Raw genomic sequence first — 20976 nt, forward strand, 5'->3', positions numbered from 1 at the left:
TCTGCTGCGCGACCCGATTGCCGCGTTGGGCGGTGCTCGCCATCCTCACGTACAGAAGTACGTTCCGGTGGCTGCGCTCCGTCCGCCTTGCCCTCGGGCCGCTCGCTACGATTTCTTTACAAGTTTGGAGCGCTGTGTGCCGGCACAGTGGAGCGCTTGTCCCAGCCGTGACAAACCCTCGTTGCATCGCAACATAAACCTTCTACAATCAAAAATCGAACGATCGTTCGATTTTCTGAACCACCCGAGGAACGCAAGCATGAGCGCTGAATACAAGGTGCATGGCGACGTCGCCGTGATCACGCTGAACAACCCGCCCGTCAACGGCCTGGGCTACGAAACCCGCAAGGGCATCACCGAGGCACTGGCCAAGGCCAACGCCGACGGCAAGGTCAAGGCCATCGTCATCACGGGTGCAGGCAAGGCCTTCTCGGGCGGCGCCGACATCAAGGAATTCGGCACCCCCAAGGCCCTGCAGGAACCGAACCTGCTGAGCGTCATCCTGGCCATCGAGAACTCGGCCAAGCCCGTGGTGGCCGCCATGCACACCATCGCCATGGGAGGTGGCCTGGAGCTGCCCCTGGGCTGCCATTACCGCATCGCTGCGCCGGGCTGCAAGGTGGCCCTGCCTGAAGTCAAACTCGGTCTGATCCCTGGAGCCGGTGGCACGCAGCGTTTGCCGCGCGCCCTGGGTGTGGAGCCCGCGCTGAACATGATCGTCAGTGGCGAGCCGGTGCCCAGCGAGATGCTGGCCATGGTGCCCGGCCAGAAGCTCTTCGACAAACTGGCCAAGTCCAACGAAACACTGCTGGACGAAGCGATTGCCCTGGCCCAGGAAAAGGCCGACGTGCGCCCGCTGCCTCTGGTGCGCAACCTGCCGGCCAAGCACCCGCTGGGAGACGCCTATTTCCAGTTCGCCCGCAATATGGTGGGCGGCATGTCCAAGAATTTCCCAGCCCCGCTCAAGTGCGTGGACGCCGTGGAAGCCGCCACCAAGAAGAAATTCGACGAAGGTCTGCTCTACGAGCGCGAGATCTTCATCAACCTGATGTGGACCCCTGAGTGCCGCGCACTGCGCCACATCTTCGCCGCGGAACGTGCCGCCTCCAAGATTCCGGATGTGCCGGAAGACACCCCGAAACGCGAGATCAAGGCTGTGGCCGTCATCGGCGCCGGCACCATGGGTGGCGGCATCACCATGAATTTCCTGAACGCCGGCATTCCCGTGAAAATGCTGGAGATGAAACAGGAAGCGCTGGACCGCGGCCTGGCCACCATCCGCAAGAACTACGAAGCCCAGGTCACGAAGGGCAAACTGAAGCAGGACAAGTACGAGCAGCGCATGGCGCTGCTGTCGACCACGCTGAACTACGACGATCTCAAGGACGCCGATCTCGTGATCGAGGCTGTCTTCGAGGAGATGGGTGTCAAGGAGACCGTGTTCAAGAAGCTGGACGAGGTCATGAAACCCGGTGCCATCCTGGCTTCCAACACCTCCACGCTGGACGTCAACAAGATCGCCTCCTTCACCAAGCGCCCGCAGGACGTGGTGGGCCTGCATTTCTTCAGTCCCGCCAACGTCATGAAGCTGCTGGAAGTGATCCGCGGCGCCAAGACCGGCAAGGACGTGCTGGCCACCGTGATGGCCGTGGCCAAGACCATCAAAAAGACCGCCGTGGTCTCCGGTGTCTGCGACGGTTTCATCGGCAACCGCATGATCGAGCAATACAGCCGCCAGGCCGGTTTCCTGATCGAGGAGGGCGCCACGCCAGAGCAGGTCGACAAGGCGGTCGAGAAATTCGGCTTCGCCATGGGTCCCTTCCGCATGGGTGACCTGGCTGGCAATGACATCGGCTGGGCCATCCGCAAGCGTCGTTACGTGGAAAAGCCGGGCATGAAATACAGCAAGACCGCCGACCTCCTGTGCGAGATGGGCCGGTACGGCCAGAAAACCGGCGCCGGCTGGTACGACTACAAGCCCGGCAAGCGCGACGCCATCCCCAGCCCGGTCGTGGTGGAGATGATCGAGAAGCACCGCAAGGACATGGGTATCACGCCGCGCAAGATCTCCGACGAAGAGATCGTTCAGCGCCTGGTCTACGCCCTGGTCAACGAGGGGGCGCATATCGTGGAGGAGGGCATTGCCTCGCGCGCCAGCGACATCGACATGGTCTACCTGACCGGCTACGGCTTCCCCATCCACCGTGGCGGCCCCATGCAGTACGCCGACACCATCGGCCTGTTCAACGTGGTCCAGAGCATGCAACGCTTTGCGCAGAACCCGCTGGACGACGCCAAGTTCTGGCAGCCGGCCCCCCTCTTGGCCCGCCTGGTGGCCGAAGGCAAGAGCTTCAACGGCTAAGCATTAGGAGATTCAGACATGACCAACGCCGTTATCGTTTCCACCGCACGCACCCCCCTGGCCAAGAGCTGGAAGGGCGCTTTCAACATGACCCACGGCGCCACCCTCGGTGGCCATGCCGTGCAGCACGCCATCCAGCGCGCCGGCATCGACGCCGGCGAAGTGGACGACGTGCTCATGGGCTGTGCCACGCCCGAGGGCGCCACGGGCTCCAACATCGCGCGCCAGATCGCCCTGGCCGCCGGTTGCCCGGTCACCGTCTCCGGTGTCACCATCAACCGTTTCTGCTCCTCGGGCCTGCAGACCATCGCCATGGCCGCGCAGCGCATCATCGCGGGTGAGGGGGATGTCTACGTGGCCGGCGGCGTGGAGAGCATCTCCTGCGTGCAGAACGAGGCCAACCGCCACATGATCACGGACCCTGCCCTGCTCAAGGCCAAGCCCGAGATCTACTGGAACATGTTGCAGACCGCCGAGCAGGTGGCCAAGCGTTACAACATCGGCCGCGATGTGATGGACGAATACGGTGCCGCCAGCCAGCAGAAGGCCTGCGCGGCCCAGGCCGCTGGCCTGTTCAACGCCGAGATCGCCCCCATCACGGTGACGGCCGGCGTGGCCGACAAGACCCTGGGCCTGATCACCAGGAAGGTCACGATCAGCGCGGACGAAGGCCTGCGCGAAGGCACCACGAAAGAAGGTATCAGCGGCATCAAGCCGGCCATGCCCGGCGGTGTGATCTCGGCCGGCAATGCCAGCCAGTTCTCCGACGGTGCCGGCGCCTGCGTGCTCATGAGCGAAGAGCTCGCCAGCAAACGCGGCTTCAAGCCCCTGGGCCGTTTCCTGGGCTTTGCCGTGGCCGGTTGCGAGCCCGACGAGATGGGCATCGGCCCCGTGTTTGCGGTGCCCAAGGTGCTCAAGCGCCTGGGCCTGAAGGTCTCGGACATCGACCTCTGGGAACTCAACGAAGCCTTCGCCGTGCAGGTGCTCTACTGCCGCGACAAGCTGGGCATCCCGGCGGACCGCCTGAACGTCAACGGCGGTGCCATCGCCGTGGGCCATCCTTATGGCGTGAGTGGCCAGCGCCTGACCGGCCATGCCCTCATCGAAGGCAAGCGCCGCGGCGCCAAGCGTGTGGTGGTCACCATGTGCATCGGCGGCGGCATGGGCGCGGCCGGCGTGTTCGAGGTGCTGTAAACAGCAGGAAAGGCGCCTCGCACCATGAGCTACCGGCAGACCCTCGACTTCCTGCTCTACCAGTGGCTCGCGGCCGAAACGCTGAATGCGCGCGAGCGTTTCACGGACCACAACCGCGAGACCTTCGACGCGGTGCTCGACACCTGCGAGCGCATCGCCCGCGAGAAATACGCACCGTTCAACCGAACGGTCGACACCGAGGAGCCGCGCTTCGATGGCGAGCGGGTCATCCTGCCGCAGGCCACCCACGATGCCCAGAAGGCCTACGCGGCCTCAGGCATGCTCAGCGCCGCGCAGGACTACGACATCGGCGGCATGCAGCTGCCCTATACGGTGGAGGCGGCGGCCAACTCCTTCTTCGCCATGGCCTCGATCAGCATCGGTTCGGGCCTGCTGACTTCCGGCAATGCCAACCTGCTGATGGCACATGGCACGGATCTGCAGAAAGAGGTCTTTGCCAAAAACGAATTCGCGGGGCGTTTCTCCGGCACCATGTGCCTGAGCGAACCGCAGGCCGGCTCGTCATTGAGCGACATCGCCACGCGTGCGGTTCCTGATGGTGCGGACCATGCCACGGATCCGCTCGGCCCGCGTTACCGCCTCAGGGGCAACAAGATGTGGATCTCGGCCGGCGAACACGAGCTGACCGAGAACATCATCCACCTGGTGCTGGCCAAGATCCCTGGTGCCGATGGCAAGACGATACCGGGGACACGGGGCATCTCGCTGTTCATCGTGCCCAAGAAGCTGGTCGATACACAGGGCCAGCTGACCGGGGAGCGCAACGACGTGGCGCTGGCCGGCCTGAACCACAAGTGCGGCTGGCGCGGCACGAGCAACACCCTGCTGAACTTCGGTGAAGGCAAGTACCCGGTGCGCGGTGACAGTGGGGCGATCGGGTATCTCGTGGGCCAGCCCGGCCAGGGCTTGCGCTGCATGTTCCACATGATGAACGAGGCGCGCATCGGCATCGGCATGGCGGCCACCATGCTGGGCATGGCGGGTTACCAGGCCGCGCTGGACTACGCCAGGAACCGCCCGCAAGGCCGGCCGATACAAGCCCCCACGCTCCGCGCTGGCGCGTCGTCGCTGCCCCCCGAGGGGGCGCAGTCCACCTTGGGGCGGCCCGGCGGTGGACTGGGCCCGGCGGGCAAGGACGCGACCCAGCCGCAGATCCGCATCATCGAACACGCCGATATCAAGCGCATGCTGCTGGCGCAGAAGGCGTATTGCGAAGGCTCGCTGGCGCTGCAGCTCTATTGCGCGCGCCTGGTCGACGAGCAGCATACGGGCACATCCGAGGCCGCCGACGAGGCTCGCCTGCTGCTGGAGGTGCTGACGCCCATCGCCAAGAGCTGGCCCAGCGAGTGGTGCCTGGAAGCCAATTCCCTGGCCATCCAGATCCACGGCGGTTACGGCTACACGCGCGATTTCCCGGTGGAGCAGTACTGGCGCGACAACCGCCTCAACATGATCCACGAGGGCACACACGGCATCCAGGCCCTGGACCTGCTGGGTCGCAAGGTGCTGATGGAGGAGGGCCGGGGCCTGCAGCTGCTGGCCGGCCGCATGACAAGCACCATCGCCCGTGCGCAGACGCAGGTCGAACTGGCCCCCTACGCTGCGCAGCTGGCCCAGGCCCTGCAGCAGGTCGGCACGACGACAAAAGCGGCCTGGTCCACCGGTCAGCCCGGTGAGGCCTTGGCCAATGCCGTGCCCTATCTGCAGGCTTTCGGCCACACGGTGCTGGCCTGGATCTGGCTCGAAGTAGCCTTGGCGGCCAAACCGGACAGCCGGGACATGACCCAGCGTGGCCGCCTGCTGGCGACGCAATTTTTCTTCCGATATGAATTGCCGAAAATCGGCGCCTGGCTTAAGGTGGTGGAATCCCGTGACATGACGTGTGCGGAATTTCCCGAGGAGGCGTTCTGATGGCAAGCGAACTCAACAAACTCCGCGTCGAGCGGCTGGTCTGGATACTTGTCTATGGCGGGCTGATCGCGCTGGTCCTGGGCATGTTCGTGCAGCGCTACGACAGGCGGCTGGCCGACATCCTCCAGATCGGCGGCACCATCGTCGCGGGCACCGGGGTCCTGCTGATCTGGATCCGCTCCCGCATGAAATAAGCAAGGAACCAAGGCAGACGACCATGACACGCAACATCCAGCAACTTTTCGACCTCAAGGGCAAGACCGCCCTGATCACCGGCGGCTCACGCGGCCTGGGCCTGCAGCTGGCCCAGGCGCTGGGCGAGGCCGGAGCACGCATCATGATCAGCGCCCGCAAGGCCGACGAGCTGGAGGTGGCGGTGGCCGACCTGCAGGCCGCCGGTATCGACGCGCGCTGGATCGCCGCCGACTGCGCCCGCGAAGACGACATCCACCGCCTGGCCGATGAAACCATGCAGCGCATGGGCGAGGTGGACATCCTGGTCAACAACGCCGGTGCCGCCTGGGGCGCGCCCGCCGAAGACCATCCGATTCCCGCCTGGGACAAGGTGATGAACCTCAACATCCGCGGTTATTTCATCCTGAGCCAGGTGATCGGCAAGAAGAGCATGATCCCGCGCAGGTCGGGCCGCATCATCAACGTGGCGTCCATCGCCGGCCTGGGCGGTAACCCGCCCGAGATGACCACCATCGCCTACAACACCTCCAAGGGCGCGGTGATCAACTTCACGCGCGCTCTGGCCGCCGAATGGGGCAAGTACAGCATCAACGTCAACGCCATCTGCCCGGGCTTCTTCCCGAGCAAGATGACAGCCGGCACCCTGGCCGCCTGGGGCGAAGAGAACCTGAAGAAGCACGCGCCGCTGCAGCGCCTGGGTGACGACGAGGACCTCAAGGGCCTGTGCGTGCTCTACGCTTCGGCCGCCGGCAAGCACATCACCGGCCAGTGGCTGGCCGTGGATGGCGGCGTGAGCTGCGTGACCGGAGGTTGAGGAGGCTGTATGTCGATTCCTTTTGGCGTACGCGTCCCCTTTGTCGATCACCTGGGTTTCACCCTGGAGCGCTTCGAAGATGGCCAGTCCGAACTGCACTACGAGGCCAGACCCGAGCACCTGAATTCCTTTGCCGTCACGCACGGTGGCGCCACCATGACGCTGATGGATGTGGCCATGGCCACGGCGGCGCGCAGCGTGCAGCCCGAGATGGGCGTGGTCACCATCGAAATGAAAACCAGCTTCATGCAGGCCGCGCGCGGCAAGCTCACGGCCAGGGGCCGGTTGATCCACCGCACCGCCACCCTGGCCTTCACCGAGGCCACCCTTTACGACGCCGAGGGCAAACCTTGCTCGCACGCCACCGGCACCTTCAAGTACGTCAGGCGCCTGCCGACCGGCCCCAAGGACAGCCAGGCGCTCAACGTGATTTCCACCGACTGACCCAGACCTACAGAGACACACCATGCCCAGCAACCGCCAGATCCTGCTCGACAACCGCCCCGAGGGCGAAGCCACGGCCAGCAACTTCAAGCTTGTCACCGTCCAGACGCCTGCACTGCAGGACGGCCAGGTGCTGGTGCGCCACCATTTCCTGAGCCTGGACCCGTACATGCGCGGGCGTATGAACGACAGCAAGAGCTACGCGCAGCCCCAGCCCCTGGGCGAGGTCATGATCGGAGGCACCGTGGGGGAGGTGGTGGAGAGCCGCCACCCCAAGTTCGCCGCCGGCGACAAGGTGGTGGGCATGGGCGGCTGGCAGGAGTACAGCGTGGTCGATGCCAACCAGCCCGGCGCGGTGCGCAAGGTCGACACCACGCATGTGCCGCTGAGCCACTACCTGGGCGCGGTCGGCATGCCGGGCGTCACCGCCTGGTATGGCCTGGTCAAGATCATCGAGCCCAAGGCCGGTGAGACCATGGTGGTCAGCGCCGCCGCGGGCGCCGTGGGTAGCGCCTACGGTGCACTCGCCAAGGCACGTGGCTGCCGTGTCGTGGGCATTGCCGGTGGCAAGGACAAGTGCGACTATGTGGTCGAGGAACTGGGCTTCGACGCCTGCGTCGACTACAAGCAGCACAAGGACGCGGGCTCGCTGTCCAAGGCGCTCAAGCAAGCCTGTCCCAATGGCATCGACGGTTATTTCGAGAACGTGGGCGGTTTGGTGCTGGATGCCGTGCTGTCGCGCATGAACGCGCACGGCCGCATCGCCGTCTGCGGCATGATCGCCGGCTACGATGGTCAGCCTGTGCCCATGACCTATCCGCAGCTCATCCTGACCAACCGACTCAAGGTGCAGGGTTTCATCGTCAGCGAGCACATGGAAGTCTGGCCCGAGGCCCTCAAGGAACTCGGCACCCTGGTGGGCACCGGCAAGCTGCGCCCACGCGAGAGCGTCGCCCCGAATCTGGAAGCCGCACCCGAGGCGTTCCTGGGCCTGCTCAAGGGCCGGAACTTCGGCAAGCAGCTCGTCAAGCTGATCTAGGCATTGCCATGGACCATGCCCCGCACCCGCAGCAAGGCGATGGCGCAGGGCAGGGCATTGCACGGCGCGGTGAGGAGTTCCGCGACGATCTGCGCGCGCCCGGCAGCCGCAATGCCCAGGCCCGGCGCCTGCTGTCCGCCGAGGAACTGGCGCCGCTGACCGGGCTCTCGGACACCCGCTCGTTGCTTGCCGTCGCGCAGACCCTGCTGCTGGCCGCCGCCGGCATGGCGCTGGTACTGTCTGCGTGGCCGACGCCGTTGTGGTGGGCCGGTGGACTGGCTGGCCTGGTACTGATCGGCGTGGCCCAGCACGGCCTCTTCATCCTGGCGCACGAAGCGGCCCATTACCGCCTCCTCGCGAACCGCACCCTCAACGATTTGCTGGGACGCCTGATCGGCATGAGCGGCGGGGTTTCCATGTGCACCTATCGTGTCACGCACCGCCTGCACCACAACAACCTCTATGGCCCCGAAGATCCGGACACGGCCATCCACGGCGGCTACCCGCGCGGCAAGGCCTATCTGTGGAAGAAGCTGGGGCAGGACCTGATCGGCTGGAACGCCTGGAAAACCTACGCCTACTTCTTCGGCTCACCGGCGATCAACGAAGACACGAAACGCCGCATCTCCCCGCTGGACGACACTTCGCCGCAGTTGCGCGCGGCGGCCCGGCGCGATCGCTGGGGCGTGGTGGCCTTCCATCTGCTGGCGCCGCTGTGCGCCGCACTGATCGGCCGCCTCGACGGCCTGCTGGTCTATCTGGCCCTGTGGACCCTGCCCTTGCTCACGACGCTGCAACCCATCCTTCGCCTGCGGGCCATCTGCGAACACGGCGCGGTGCGCGATCTCAGCTCCCCGCTGACGGCGGCCCGTACCAACCGGACCTGGGGCAGTGTGGGCAACTGGATCGGGCGTTTTTTCCTGTTTCCGCACCATGTGAACTACCACCTGGAGCACCACCTGTACCCGGCGGTACCGCACTACAACCTGCCGCGCCTGCACCGGCTGCTGGAAGACAAGAGGGCGTTGGGTGAGGCCGAGGTGCGCGATATCCGCGACACCTGGTCGCAGATCTTTGCGCCGAGGAGAGCCCGTGGCTGACCTGATCCTGCACCATTACGCATCGTCCCCTTTCTCGGAAAAGATCCGCCTGATCCTGGGCTGGAAGGGCCTGGCGTGGAAATCCGTCACCGTGCCGAGCCTCCTGCCCAAGCCGGATGTGGTGGCATTGACCGGCGGCTACCGCAAGACGCCTGTCCTGCAGATCGGCTCACACATCTACTGCGACACGGCCCTGATCTGCGACGTGCTGGAACACCTGCAGCCCGAGCCCGCCCTCTACCCCTCCGGGAACAAAGGCCTGGCCCGTGTGGTCGCCCAGTGGGCCGACGAGCGCCTGTTCTGGGCCGCCATGAGCTACAACTTCCAGCCCAGGGGCATGGCCCAGGTCTTTGGCGGTGGCGCACCCGAGCAATGGGGCCCGATCGCCAAGACCTTCGGTGAAGACCGTGCGCGCATGCGCACGGCCGTACCCCGGGCGCCAGCCCCGGATGCCACGGCGGCCTACCGCAGCTACCTGCGCCGACTCTCGGACATGCTGCACGGGCAGGACTACCTGCTGGGAGATGCGCCCTGCGTGGCCGACTTCGCGGCCTACCACCCGCTCTGGTTTACGCAGACCCAGACGCCTGCGATGGTCGGTATCCTCGAAGCCACGCCCTCGGTCCAGGCCTGGATGGCGCGCATGGCGGCCATGGGGCAGGGCAGACGCAGCGAACTGGACGCCGCGGCCGCCATCGCGCACTGCGCGGCGTCGCCGGAGAGGGGGGCGGTTCTCGCCGACCATCCTTTCCAGGATGAGCACGGTATTGCGCTGGGCAGCCGGGTCAGCATCGCCAGCGACAGTTTCGGCCCCGAGCCCAGTACGGGGGAACTGGTGGCCGCCACCCGCATGCATTACACGATCCGACGCGTCGATGGGCGCGCGGGCGTGGTCCATGTCCATTTCCCCCGCATCGGCTACGTACTCAAAAAGGAAGAGACAACATGATCAAGGATTTCGCCGGCAAGACCGCCGTGCTGACCGGTGCCGGTTCCGGCTTCGGGCTGGAGTGCGCACGCATCGGCGCCCGCCTGGGCATGAAACTGGTGCTGGCCGACGTGCAGCAGGATGCGCTGGACCGTGCGGCTGCGGAGATGAAGGCCGCCGGTGCCGAGGTGCTGGCCCAACAGGTCGACGTCTCCGATGCCGCGCAGATGGAGCATCTTGCGCGTCGTGTCCAGGAGCGCTTCGGTGCACCGCACCTCGTCTTCAACAACGCCGGCGTGGGCGCCGGCGGCCTGGTCTGGGAAAACACGGTACAGGACTGGCAGTGGGTGCTGGGCGTCAACCTCTGGGGCGTGATCCACGGCGTGCGCCTGTTCACGCCCATGATGCTGGAGGCTGCACAGAAGGATTCGTCCTACCGCGGCCACATCGTGAATACCGCCAGCATGGCCGGCCTGCTGAATCCGCCGAACATGGGCGTCTACAACGTCAGCAAGCATGCGGTGGTCTCGCTCAGCGAGACCCTGTACCAGGACCTGGCCCTGGTGACGCAGCAGGTTCATGCGTCGGTACTGTGTCCGTTCTTCGTGCCCACCGGCATCCACCAGAGCGAACGCAACCGGCCGGGCGAACTGGCCATGGGCAAGCCCACGCGCAGCCAGCTCATCGGCCAGGCCATGAGCGACAAGGCGGTGAGTTCGGGCAAGGTGACGGCGGCCGAGGTGGCGCAGAAGGTCTTCGACGCGGCAGCAGCAGGCCAGTTCTATATCTACAGCCATCCCAAGGCCATCGCCTCGGTACAGACGCGCCTGGAAGATATCATGCAGGCGCGCAACCCGACCGATCCTTTTGCCCACAAGCCCGAACTGGGCGAGGAGTTGCGCCAGGCGCTGCGCGCCGCCGCAGCTTGAGCGCGCAGGGCAGAGGCTCCGAACTTGTAAGGAAATCGTAGCGAGCGGCCCGAGCACCGCCCAACGCGGCGATTGGGCCGCGCAGCAGATTTATTTGCAGGTTCTCAGTGGATCTTGGGGGGCGACTGCTTGTCGTTGTCGATCAGCAGGTCGAGCTGGGCCAGCGGGTTGTTCTGCCGGTCCTGGGCTTCGACAAAGTGCAGCAGCTCGACATTCTTGATGAAGCTGGCGGCCGAGCTGACTTCCAGGATCTTCTCCGGCGCCATGGGACGCGCCACGGCATAACCCTGCACATAGTCGACGCCGATTTCCGCCAGGGCCTGCACCGTGGCGGCATCCTCGGCCCATTCGGCGATCGTCTTCATGCCCAGGTTGCGCGCCAGATTGACGATGGCCTCGACAATGGACACATTGGCCGGGTGCTGGTTCATGTTGACCACGAAGCTGCCATCGATCTTGAGCAGGTCGGCGGGCAACTCCTTGAGGTAGGAGAAAGACGTGTAGCCGGCCCCGAAATCGTCCAGCGCCACCCGGGCACCATAGCTGCGCACCTTGTCGATGAAACGGCGCGTGTTCTTGAGGTCGTGCAGGGCGATGCTCTCGGTGATCTCGATGCACAGGAAACTGGAGACATGGCTGTTGCGGCGCAGGATGTCGAACACCTCCTGCATGAACTCCTCGTCATTGAGCGAGGCGCCGCTGAGGTTGATGCAGACGAACTGTGTGCGCAGCAACTTGGCCCGATGCTGGTCCAGCCAGGCCAGGGTGGTGGACAGTACCCAGTGGTCTATCTTGCTCATGCGTCCGCTGTCCTCGGCCGCAGCAATCACCCGGCTGACCGGCACCAGGTTGCCGGCGGTATCCCGCATGCGCAGCAGCACCTCGAAGTTGAGCGCATCGTTCGGCCGGGTCAGCGACATGATGGGCTGCATTTCGAGGAAGAGCCCGGCAATGGTCTCGCTCGCCGAGAGCTCGCCGATCAGCCGCAGTTCAGCCTGGTGCTCCCGGAAGGCCGGGGAATCCTGTTCGTACACGACCAAGCCGCGGTACTGGCCGGTCTTGGCTTCGCGGCAGGCACGGTCTGAGGTGGAGAGCACCTCCTTGAACTGCGTGCCGGGACTGACCTCGATCAGGCCGATGGAGCCGCGCACATAGAAGGCCTTCTCGCCGACTCGGAAGGGTTTCTCGTCGATGCTGTCGATGATGCCGCGGCTGATGACCGTGGCCAGGGGCATGCGCGTGTCTGACAGCAGGATGACGAACTCGTCGCCGCCGACGCGCCCCAGCCGCATCTGGCCTGCCAGCAGGCTGTTGACGCGGTGGCAGACCTGCCGCAGCACCTCGTCACCGGCGTTGTGGCCGTAGAGGTCGTTGATGAGCTTGAAACGGTCCAGGTCCAGGTAGGCCAGGGCCAGGGGGTGGGCTTCGTCGACGGCGGCCACCGCTTCGTTGAAGGCCTTCTCGACACCACGGCGGTTCAGCACCTTGGTCAGCGCATCGTTGTCGGCCAGGAAATTCAGTTCCTCGGCGGCGATGGACTTGTCCGTCACGTCCTGGAGGGAACCTTCGATCTTGTCGCCGGCCAGGGCCGCCTTGACCAGGTAGCGACGCGGTGCCTCGAAGCCGGTCACGTCCATCTGGCTGCGGATCTCGATATCACCGTCGGGCTGGTTCTGCGCCAGATCGAGCAGCGCGTTCCAGATGTCGGCGCCGAAATATTGCTGCCAGGTGTTGTGCGTGGTCTTGAAGGCTCGCGCGCCCAGCATCTTGCGCAAGGCCGGGTTGATGCTGGTGAAACGGCCCTGCAGATCCAGCGTGAACATGCCGATGGGGATGGCGTCGTAGGTGTGCTGCAACTGTGCCTGTGCGGCGAGTCGTGCCTTGTGTTCCTGACGCATCTGTTCGGCAATGGCCAAGGAAATCAGAAGCGCCGAAGCCAGTGTGACGATCACCGTATTCAGGGACTCATCCAGTCCCTTGAGCCCCATCGATGCCGCAAAGATATCGAACAGCGTCGATACCATGGTGACGCCCAGCGAAGCCGCATAGAGCAAGGCCACCCGGTTGCGATTCACGATCACGATCCGCGCCAGGACATAGACGAAGAAGGGCGCCCACACGGCACCCAGCGCCCACATCGTGGGCAGGAATATGTTTCTGGGCAGGAATACGGCCGCGACAAAAAGCATCACGCAGAGCCACTGGAGGATCGTGATCGGAAGCGCGTAACGCAAGCGGCGAAGGTCCTCCATGAACAACTCTTTGAAGAGTGTCACCGTCAGCAAGGCCCACGCTGCGCGCGTGAATGAACGCCCCTGGGACAACCAGTCGGGTGGCACGGCATGGTTCAGCCACTGGTGATCCCAACCGCCTGCGGTGGCGCTGAGCCGTACGGTCACGATCAGCCACGCTGCGAACACCAGATAGAGACGCTGCCGATTCATGATCGCGGTGATCAGGACGAAAACGGCCAGGACCAGGATCCCGCCGTCGATCAGGCCGGACTTGCGGTGGTAGTCGCGGATCGCTATGTCGAACCGGTCGCGGTCCCACAATTCAGCACTCAGTCTGGCGGGCCCGACAAATGAACTGCGGCAGAGCACGTCCTGCAGGGACACGGCCACGGGCATCGCATGCCCGGCCATGGCGCGATAGATCGTCTGCTCGGGGCTGTAGCCCGTCGTGCCACCGATAGGACGCAGGCCTTGCCCGTCCCAGCACTGGATGTCTACCGCATGCTTGGACGGGAATTCGATCAGCCGGGGCTGCGGGCTTGAACCCCGCTCCGGAATCTCAAAACTGAACCAGACTGGAAGTTCGGACAGGTTCGTCTTGTAGAAACTGCTCGTTGGCGCTGTGGCCAGGCGGTTTCTGGCCTCTTCAACTGTCCACTCGGACCCGGTGGGCTCGAGCACGCGCAACTCGAGCTGGAGCTCGGATTCGCTGCGGTAGAGATCTTGCCAAAAGAAAAGCGCGGCAAACGACACCAAGGCGATCGCAAGAGGCACCACGTAGAAAGCGATGGCGTTGGATAGACGGTCCAAGCCTCGGGAAATCGCGTTCGCTACAGATAGCAGCCCTTGTGACAGTGCTGTCAAGATCGGTTCCCTTGTTTATTGTTCCATTCCAACGCCAGGAACGGACTGGCCTAGAAGTCCACATCGTCAATCGATGGATTCCGGCCGTTAGGATAGCGCGATCTCGACGCGTTTGGCTATGTTTTCAAGAAAATTAGCCCTCCGCACCCGCTGAATGTTGTGCGGAAGTCGTGTTCAACTTTTCCCTGTCACCACTCCAGCGCAGCGGCTCCAGGCATGTGCGCTGGATGTCGGGATGCTTCGTGTAGAAGAAGAACTCCAGCAGCGGATTGTTGCTGGCGACGAGCCGGTCATGAAAGGCCCGGATCTCCAGTCCCAATATGCGGTGCGGAATGTTGTTGTGCTTGGGCAGGAAGGTCTTGCCTGGAAGCACGTCGGCCAGGGTAAGCTGTTCGTACATGCGGTCCAGTGGCGGCCGGGCACCCACCAGGATCCAGTCAATGTGGTTGTGCGCACAGTACTGGTACACCGCCTTGAGGAGCAACATGCGCACCAGACGGCCGGGCAGGCCCTGGGCCACGCCCAGGCGCCGGACTTCCGCAATCGTCTTGTCGCGCAGCCCTTCGGGCAAAGCGACAAACTCTTCCAAATTCAGGGGCTTGACCCGATTCGTCTGGATACGCACCGTTCCCAATGCCGATCCATCCACTTTCGATTCGGCGATCAGCAAGACCACCCCGTCTTCGGTGTCGTCCCGTTCGGGCGTCTTGAGAGACTCCGCGACCAGGGGCAAATGCCGGCCATAGGCCCGTTGGCGTACTTCGACAACCTTCTTCAGATCGTCCGTATTGGTCGCCTGGCGCACCGTGAATGGCAGGTATTGCACGTTGTCCGCTACGGCCTGATGCTCTTCGGGCTCCTGATAGACGGGCGGGATGCTCATGGAACGAACGGAGGCTTCAGTTCCCAGAAGGTTGGTCGACATAAGTGGATACCTCAGGCTAGGTTGTTGCCCGTCTGGCTGAGTCCAGCCCCCCTACGGACATGCGCCACTTTATGCCCTTGCCGTTAAAAAATTGAGTCGGGTTTTGCCTGATCCTCTTGTAGGAGTTTCCCTGACAAGCTCTGTTGCGGCTGTGGCACACTCGCTGACTTTGTTCCCCTGGACCGGCCTCCCTGGCCGGTGGTTTACCCAAGAGTCATGCAGAAAATCATCGCGCAGATCGCGCAGGAAATCCGGGTTCGTGTACAGCAGGTCGAGGCCGCCGTGGCCTTGCTCGATGGGGGGGGCACGGTGCCCTTCGTCGCCCGCTACCGCAAGGAAGCCACCGGCGGCCTGGACGACATCCAGTTGCGGGAACTGGAAGCCAGGCTGGCTTACCTGCGGGAACTGGAAGACCGGCGTGAGGCCGTGCTCAAGAGCATCGGGGAGCAGGGCAAGCTCTCGCCTGAGCTGCGGGCCGCCGTCCTGGCGGCGCCGACCAAGCAGGAACTGGAAGATCTCTACCTGCCCTACAAGCCCAAACGCCGCACCAAAGGTCAGATTGCCCGCGAAGCGGGTCTGGAGCCGCTGGCGGACAGGCTGTTTGCCGATCCGGGCCTGAACCCGGCCACCGAGGCCGAAGCCTTTGTCCTGAAGGACAAGACCGAGGCCGGCGACGATTTCACGACCGTGGCCGCGGTCCTGGACGGCGTGCGCGACCTGCTGTCCGAGCGCTGGGCCGAGGACGCGGCTCTGGTGCAATCGCTGAGACAGTGGCTTTGGCAGGAAGGTCTGTTCCAGAGCAAACTGGCCAGTGGCAAGGACGAGAACCACCCCGACGTGGCCAAGTTCCGCGACTATTTCGATTACGACGAACCCATAGTCCGGGTTCCCTCGCACCGGGCCCTGGCCGTCTTCCGCGGCCGTGGGCTGGAAATCCTCGACGCCAAGCTCGTGCTGCCCGTCGAACCGGAACCGGGCAAGCCCTCGATCGCCGAGGGCAAGATCGCGCTGCACCTGGGCTGGAGCCACAAGGCCCGCCCGGGAGACGACCTGATCCGCAAGTGCGTGGCCTGGACCTGGCGCGTCAAGCTCAGCCTTTCGACCGAACGTGACCTGTTTGCCCGCCTGCGCGAAGAGGCCGAGAAGGTGGCCATCAAGGTCTTTGCCGACAACCTGCGCGACCTGTTGCTGGCCGCGCCGGCCGGCCCGCGTGTGGTCATGGGCCTGGACCCGGGCATCCGCACCGGCGTCAAGGTGGCCGTGGTCGACGCCACCGGCAAGCTGGTGGACACGGCCACGGTCTACCCGCACGAGCCGCGCAACGACTGGGACGGCTCCTTGCACACCCTGGCCCGGCTGGTCGAGAAACATGGCGTGAACCTGATTGCGATCGGCAACGGCACGGCCAGCCGCGAGACCGACAAGCTCGCTGCCGACCTGATCAAGCTGGCCGCCAAGGTTGACAAGCAGATCGAAAAGGTCGTGGTCAGCGAGGCCGGCGCCTCGGTCTATTCGGCCAGCGAATTCGCTTCTCAAGAGATGCCCGATGTCGACGTCAGCCTGCGTGGCGCCGCCAGCATCGCGCGCCGCCTGCAGGACCCGCTGGCCGAACTGGTCAAGATCGACCCGAAGTCCATCGGCGTGGGCCAGTACCAGCACGACGTGAACCAGAGCGAACTCGCCCGCAGCCTGGACACCGTGGTCGAAGACTGCGTGAACTCGGTGGGCGTGGACCTGAACACGGCCAGTGTGCCGCTGCTCTCGCGTGTCTCCGGCCTGTCGGGCAGCGTGGCCAAGGCCGTGGTGCGCTGGCGTGAGGCCCATGGGGCTTTCGGCAGCCGGCAGGACCTGCTCAAGGTCACGGGCCTGGGCGCCAAGACCTTCGAGCAGAGTGCCGGCTTCCTGCGCATCCGCGGCGGCGACAACCCGCTGGACATGACGGGCGTGCACCCCGAAACCTATCCCGTGGTGGAAAAGATCATGGCGCAGACCGGCAAGCCGGTGGCCGAGCTCATGGGGCGGGCCGACATGCTCAAGACCCTCAAGCCTGAACTGTTCGCCAACGAGCAGTTCGGTGTCATCACCGTCAAGGACATCCTGAGCGAGCTGGAAAAGCCGGGGCGCGACCCGCGCCCGGACTTCAAGGTGGCGCGCTTCAACGAAGGCGTGGACGACATCAAGGACCTGCAGGAGGGCATGGTGCTCGAAGGTACGGTCAGCAACGTGGCCCAGTTCGGCGCTTTCGTCGACCTGGGGGTGCACCAGGATGGCCTGGTGCACGTGAGCCAGCTGGCCAACAAGTTCGTCAACGATGCGCGCGAGGTGGTCAAGACCGGCGACATCGTCAAGGTCAAGGTGCTGGAAGTGGATGTGGCGCGCAAGCGCATCAGCCTGACCATGAAACTCGACGCCGCCCCGGCCCGCCGCGATGCCCCGCGCGAGAACCGTTACGAAGGCGCCGGGCGGGGCCAGCAGCAACCGCGCCGCGACACCGGCCCGGCGCCGCAATCGGCCATGGCGTCGGCCTTTGCCAAGCTCAAGCGCTGAGCCTGGGGGCGTGAGGGCCGCGGGCGGCGCGGACCGGGTCACGCCGCTGTCGCCTGGGGGCCTCGCCACTCGACGTGGCGGGTGAGGGCAGGACATAATGGCGCCATGAGCCCGAACGATGCCCGGAGACTGCAAGCATGGAGTTGAATGCCCTGCTGGCGTCTCCCATCGTGCTGCCCAGCATCCCCAAGGTCGTCGCCTTGCTGCTCAGCGAGCTGGACCGTGAAGTCGCCGACCTGAAGAACATCACCCAGCTGATCAGTACCGACCCGGCGCTGACCACGCGTGTGCTGCAGACAGCCAATACCCCGCTGTTCCGCCTCTCGGGCAAGGTCAACAGTGCCGCCGAGGCCCTGGCCATCCTGGAGCTTTCCCACATCCGCCACATGGCGTCCGAGGCCGCCTCGGCGGCCTCGCTCAAGGGCATCCCCGGCATCAACCTGCCGCAGTTCTGGGTCTACAGCCTCAACGTGGCCAAGCTGGCGCGTTCGCTGGCCGGCGTGACGCGGCAGAACCAGGGTGCCGCCTTCACCTGCGGCCTGATCCATGCGATCGGCGAACTGGTCATGCACGCCGGCATGCCTGCCGAAATGGCCCTGCTGAACAAGGAGATCGGGCCGCTGGACCTCAAGCGCGCCAAGGCCGAGTTCCTTCGCTTTGGCTACAACTATGCCCATGTCGGGGCGGCTTATGCACGCCAGTGGCACTTTCCGCAGCCCATCATCGATGCCCTGGAACACCAGTACGCACCGTTCTCCAACAACGTCTATGAGCCGCTGGCCGGGGTCATCCACCTCGCCACTTGGCGCGCCCGTGCCCGGGAAGCCAAGCTCAACGAGCGTGCCCTGGCCGTGACCTTTCCCGGCGAAGTCGGCGAGGTGCTGGACCTGGACATCGACATGGTGCTGCAGCAGGACCCCTTCGACTGGTCCGCCCATACCTGAGTACCGGTTTCCCGGATTTTTCCGCATGAAAGCTTTGCGTCTGTATGCCGGGCCGGCGGCCCGCGAGCACATCCGCCAGCATGGCCTGGCGCCAGCCCACATCCACACCATTCCGGCCGCCGCCGGCGGCCCCAAGGGGCTGATCCTGGGCCCGCTGGACCAGTACCTGTTCGGTCAGTGGCTGCCGCAGTCGCAGCAGCCCGTGGACCTCGTCGGCGCATCCATCGGCGCCTGGCGCATGGCCACGGCCTGCCTGGACCGGCCCGTGGCCGGCTTCGAGCGGCTGGAGCACGACTACATCCGCCAGCACTACGAGCTGCCCCCGGGCCAGAAGATGCCGCCGGCACGGCTGGTGAGCGAAGAGTTCGGGCGCAACCTGCGCAAATTCTACGGCGGGCGCGTGCAGGAGGTGCTGCAGCATCCCCGCTACCGCCTGCACATCGTCACCTCGCGCGGCCGTCACCTGCTGGGCCGTGAACACCGCCTGCGCACGCCGCTGGGTTACCTGGGCGCCTTCCTCAGCAATACCTTGCGGCGCAAGGCGATGGGGGCCTGGCTGGAGCGCGCCGTGTTCTCCGTGCCCGGCGAGGCGGGGCAGGGCAAGGCCGCGCTGCCCTTCGCCACGGGCGACTACCGCACGCGCCAGCTGGCACTGGACGAGGCCAACTTCTATCCGGTACTGCAGGCCAGCTGCTCCATTCCCTTCGTTCTGCAGGCCGTGCACGACATCCCGGGCGCACCGCCCGGCGCCTACTGGGACGGCGGCATCACCGACTACCACCTGCACCTGAACTATGCCGCCGCCCCCGATGCGGCGCAGCGACCCGGCCTGGTGCTCTACCCGCATTTCCAGCGCGCCGTGGTCCCGGGCTGGCTGGACAAGGGATTGCCGTGGCGGCACCGGGCCACGCAGCACCTGGACAATATGCTCTTGCTGGCACCGAACCCCGAATGGATCAGGACCCTGCCCAACGGCAAGCTGCCGGACCGCAAGGACTTCACCCACTACGGCAACGACCTGGCCGCGCGCGTGCAGGCCTGGAGCCAGGCCGTGCAGATGAGCCGCCAACTGGCCGACGAGTTCCAGTCCTGGCTGGAGCAGCCGGACCCGGCACAACTGCAACCGCTCTGAACATCAGGGGAAAACGGCGCATGCGGTGCCAGAATCGGACCTTCCCGAGAAGGAACGCGACATGAAAAAACTACTGATCATTCTGATGGCCCTGTATCTGCTGACGGCCTGCTCACCCGAAGTGGGCAGCAAGGCCTGGTGTGAGCAGCTGCAGGCCAAGCCCAAGGGTGACTGGACGGCCAACGAGGCGGCCGACTACGCCAAGAACTGCCTGTTCAAGTAAGCAGCACGCTGCCTTCAGGCTCACATCGCCTGCTGCAGCATGACCCGGTAGTCCTCTGCGCTGGCGATGCGTGGGTTGGTCTTGTGGCAGTGGTCGGCCAGTGCGCCGCTGATGATCGGGTCGAACTGGCTTTCGCTCACACCCATCTCACGCAGGCCGCTGGCCAGGCCCAGGCGGGCGTTCATGTCCTTGATGGCCAAGGCGATGTCGCCAGCCGAGTCCAGGTTCATGGCCTGGGCCAGACGCAGCAGGCGCGACTCCTTCTGGATCGATTCGACACCGGCGTTGAAGTTGATGACCGCCGGCAGGAACATGGCATTGAGCGTGCCGTGGTGCAGGCGCGGGTCCACGCCGCCCAGGCTGTGGCTCAGGGAGTGCACGCAACCCAGGCCCTTCTGGAAGGCCATGGCGCCCTGCATGGAGGCGCTCATCAGGTTCAGGCGCGCCTCGCGGTCGCTGCCGTCCTTGGTGGCGCGTTCGATATGCGCCCAGGCGCGCTGCAGGCCGTCCAGGGCAATGCCGTCGGCCGGCGGATTGAAGGCCGGGGCCATGAAGGTCTCCATGCAATGGGCGATGGCGTCCATGCCGGTGGCGGCGGTCAGCTTCGAGGGCAGGCCCAGCGTGAGCTCGGGGTCGCAGATGGCGGTCCTGGGTACCAGGTGCCAGGAATGGAAACCCAGCTTGCGGCCGTCGTCGACGATGATGAGGGAGCCACGCGCCACTTCGCTGCCCGTGCCCGCCGTGGTGGGCACGGCGATCAGCGGCGCCACGCGCTCGGTGATCTTCGGTGAGCCGCCCTCGATGGTGGCGTAGGTCTTCAAAGGGCCTGCGTGCGTGGCGGCGATCGCCACGCCCTTGGCACAGTCGATGGCGCTGCCGCCACCCAGCCCGATCAGGCCGTCGCACTGCTGCGCCTGGTAGATCGCGGTAGCGGCCCGCACGGCGGCCTCGGTCGGGTTGGACGGGGTCTGGTCGAACACGGCCGCACGCACGCCGGGCAGGGCGTCGAGCGCCTTCTGCAACAGGCCGGCGGCCTTGACGCCGGCGTCGGTCACGATCAGCGGGCGGCTGATGCCGTTGCGCTCGCACTCCTGCTTCAGCAGCCTGATGGCGCCGAACTCGAACTGGACCTGGGTGATGTAGTGGATAAGCGCCATGGTGGTTTGTCTC

At 65.1% G+C, this 20976-nt stretch carries 17 protein-coding genes; 14 read left to right on the top strand and 3 right to left on the bottom strand.

Going from position 1 to position 20976, the window contains the following annotated elements; translation table 11 throughout:
• Positions 1-259: 259 nt before the first annotated feature.
• From AC1RRP_RS17635 to AC1RRP_RS17680, 10 genes are read left to right on the top strand one after another with little or no spacing between them, the layout of a single operon-like run.
• Positions 260-2362 (top strand): 3-hydroxyacyl-CoA dehydrogenase NAD-binding domain-containing protein, encoded by a 2103-nt coding sequence (locus AC1RRP_RS17635; RefSeq protein WP_493038476.1) that lies wholly within the window; start codon positions 260-262, stop codon positions 2360-2362.
• Positions 2363-2380: 18 nt separating this feature from the next.
• Positions 2381-3556 carry an acetyl-CoA C-acyltransferase gene (locus AC1RRP_RS17640; RefSeq protein ID WP_493038478.1) on the top strand — a complete coding sequence of 392 codons (1176 nt, stop codon included), beginning with the start codon at positions 2381-2383 and terminating at the stop codon, positions 3554-3556.
• 24 nt (positions 3557-3580) lie between these two features.
• Complete coding sequence (locus tag AC1RRP_RS17645; protein ID WP_493038480.1) at positions 3581-5488, top strand: acyl-CoA dehydrogenase family protein; 1908 nt, start codon at positions 3581-3583, stop codon at positions 5486-5488.
• The gene (locus tag AC1RRP_RS17650) at positions 5488-5682 is read left to right on the top strand and encodes a hypothetical protein (protein WP_493038482.1); all 195 of its coding nucleotides are present in this window, start codon (positions 5488-5490) and stop codon (positions 5680-5682) included. The genes AC1RRP_RS17645 and AC1RRP_RS17650 overlap by 1 nt, the downstream gene beginning before the upstream one ends.
• A gap of 23 nt (positions 5683-5705) precedes the next feature.
• Positions 5706-6497: an SDR family oxidoreductase gene (locus AC1RRP_RS17655; protein WP_493038484.1), complete on the top strand. Its 792-nt coding sequence runs from the start codon at positions 5706-5708 to the stop codon at positions 6495-6497.
• A 9-nt stretch (positions 6498-6506) separates the two neighbouring features.
• Entirely contained in the window at positions 6507-6941 is a 435-nt protein-coding gene (locus tag AC1RRP_RS17660) for a PaaI family thioesterase (RefSeq protein WP_493038486.1), read from the top strand.
• Between the two features lie 22 nt (positions 6942-6963).
• Positions 6964-7980, top strand: a complete 1017-nt coding sequence (locus AC1RRP_RS17665) for an NADP-dependent oxidoreductase (RefSeq protein WP_493038488.1) — start codon at positions 6964-6966, stop codon at positions 7978-7980.
• An 8-nt stretch (positions 7981-7988) separates the two neighbouring features.
• Complete coding sequence (locus AC1RRP_RS17670) at positions 7989-9080, top strand: fatty acid desaturase family protein (protein WP_493038490.1); 1092 nt, start codon at positions 7989-7991, stop codon at positions 9078-9080.
• Positions 9073-10029, top strand: coding sequence for a glutathione S-transferase family protein (locus tag AC1RRP_RS17675; protein WP_493038492.1), 957 nt, complete (start codon positions 9073-9075; stop codon positions 10027-10029). Before AC1RRP_RS17670 ends, AC1RRP_RS17675 begins: the two co-directional genes overlap by 8 nt.
• On the top strand, positions 10026-10937 hold the full coding sequence (locus AC1RRP_RS17680; protein WP_493038494.1) for an SDR family oxidoreductase: 912 nt from the start codon (positions 10026-10028) through the stop codon (positions 10935-10937). Before AC1RRP_RS17675 ends, AC1RRP_RS17680 begins: the two co-directional genes overlap by 4 nt.
• 104 nt (positions 10938-11041) lie before the next feature.
• On the opposite strand, the gene AC1RRP_RS17685 is transcribed toward AC1RRP_RS17680, so the two are convergent.
• Together AC1RRP_RS17685 and AC1RRP_RS17690 are read right to left on the bottom strand one after the other, a co-directional pair.
• Entirely contained in the window at positions 11042-13981 is a 2940-nt protein-coding gene (locus tag AC1RRP_RS17685; protein ID WP_493038496.1) for a putative bifunctional diguanylate cyclase/phosphodiesterase, read from the bottom strand.
• 187 nt (positions 13982-14168) lie between these two features.
• Positions 14169-14960 (bottom strand): N-acyl amino acid synthase FeeM domain-containing protein, encoded by a 792-nt coding sequence (locus tag AC1RRP_RS17690; protein ID WP_493038498.1) that lies wholly within the window; start codon positions 14958-14960, stop codon positions 14169-14171.
• Positions 14961-15176: 216 nt separating this feature from the next.
• Between AC1RRP_RS17690 and AC1RRP_RS17695 the strand changes: the two genes are divergently transcribed.
• The 4 genes from AC1RRP_RS17695 (at position 15177) to AC1RRP_RS17710 (ending at position 19806) form a co-directional block, all read left to right on the top strand.
• Complete coding sequence (locus tag AC1RRP_RS17695) at positions 15177-17507, top strand: Tex family protein (protein ID WP_493038500.1); 2331 nt, start codon at positions 15177-15179, stop codon at positions 17505-17507.
• 137 nt (positions 17508-17644) lie between these two features.
• Complete coding sequence (locus AC1RRP_RS17700) at positions 17645-18451, top strand: HDOD domain-containing protein (RefSeq protein ID WP_493038502.1); 807 nt, start codon at positions 17645-17647, stop codon at positions 18449-18451.
• A 25-nt stretch (positions 18452-18476) separates the two neighbouring features.
• Entirely contained in the window at positions 18477-19583 is a 1107-nt protein-coding gene (locus AC1RRP_RS17705; protein WP_493038504.1) for a patatin-like phospholipase domain-containing protein, read from the top strand.
• 61 nt (positions 19584-19644) lie between these two features.
• Complete coding sequence (locus tag AC1RRP_RS17710; RefSeq protein WP_493038506.1) at positions 19645-19806, top strand: DUF3012 domain-containing protein; 162 nt, start codon at positions 19645-19647, stop codon at positions 19804-19806.
• Positions 19807-19826: 20 nt separating this feature from the next.
• On the opposite strand, the gene gbd is transcribed toward AC1RRP_RS17710, so the two are convergent.
• On the bottom strand, positions 19827-20963 hold the full coding sequence (gbd, locus tag AC1RRP_RS17715; protein ID WP_493038508.1) for a 4-hydroxybutyrate dehydrogenase: 1137 nt from the start codon (positions 20961-20963) through the stop codon (positions 19827-19829).
• Positions 20964-20976 lie beyond the last annotated feature (13 nt).

The organism is Hylemonella sp. GW821-FHT12C09, assembly GCF_058807395.1.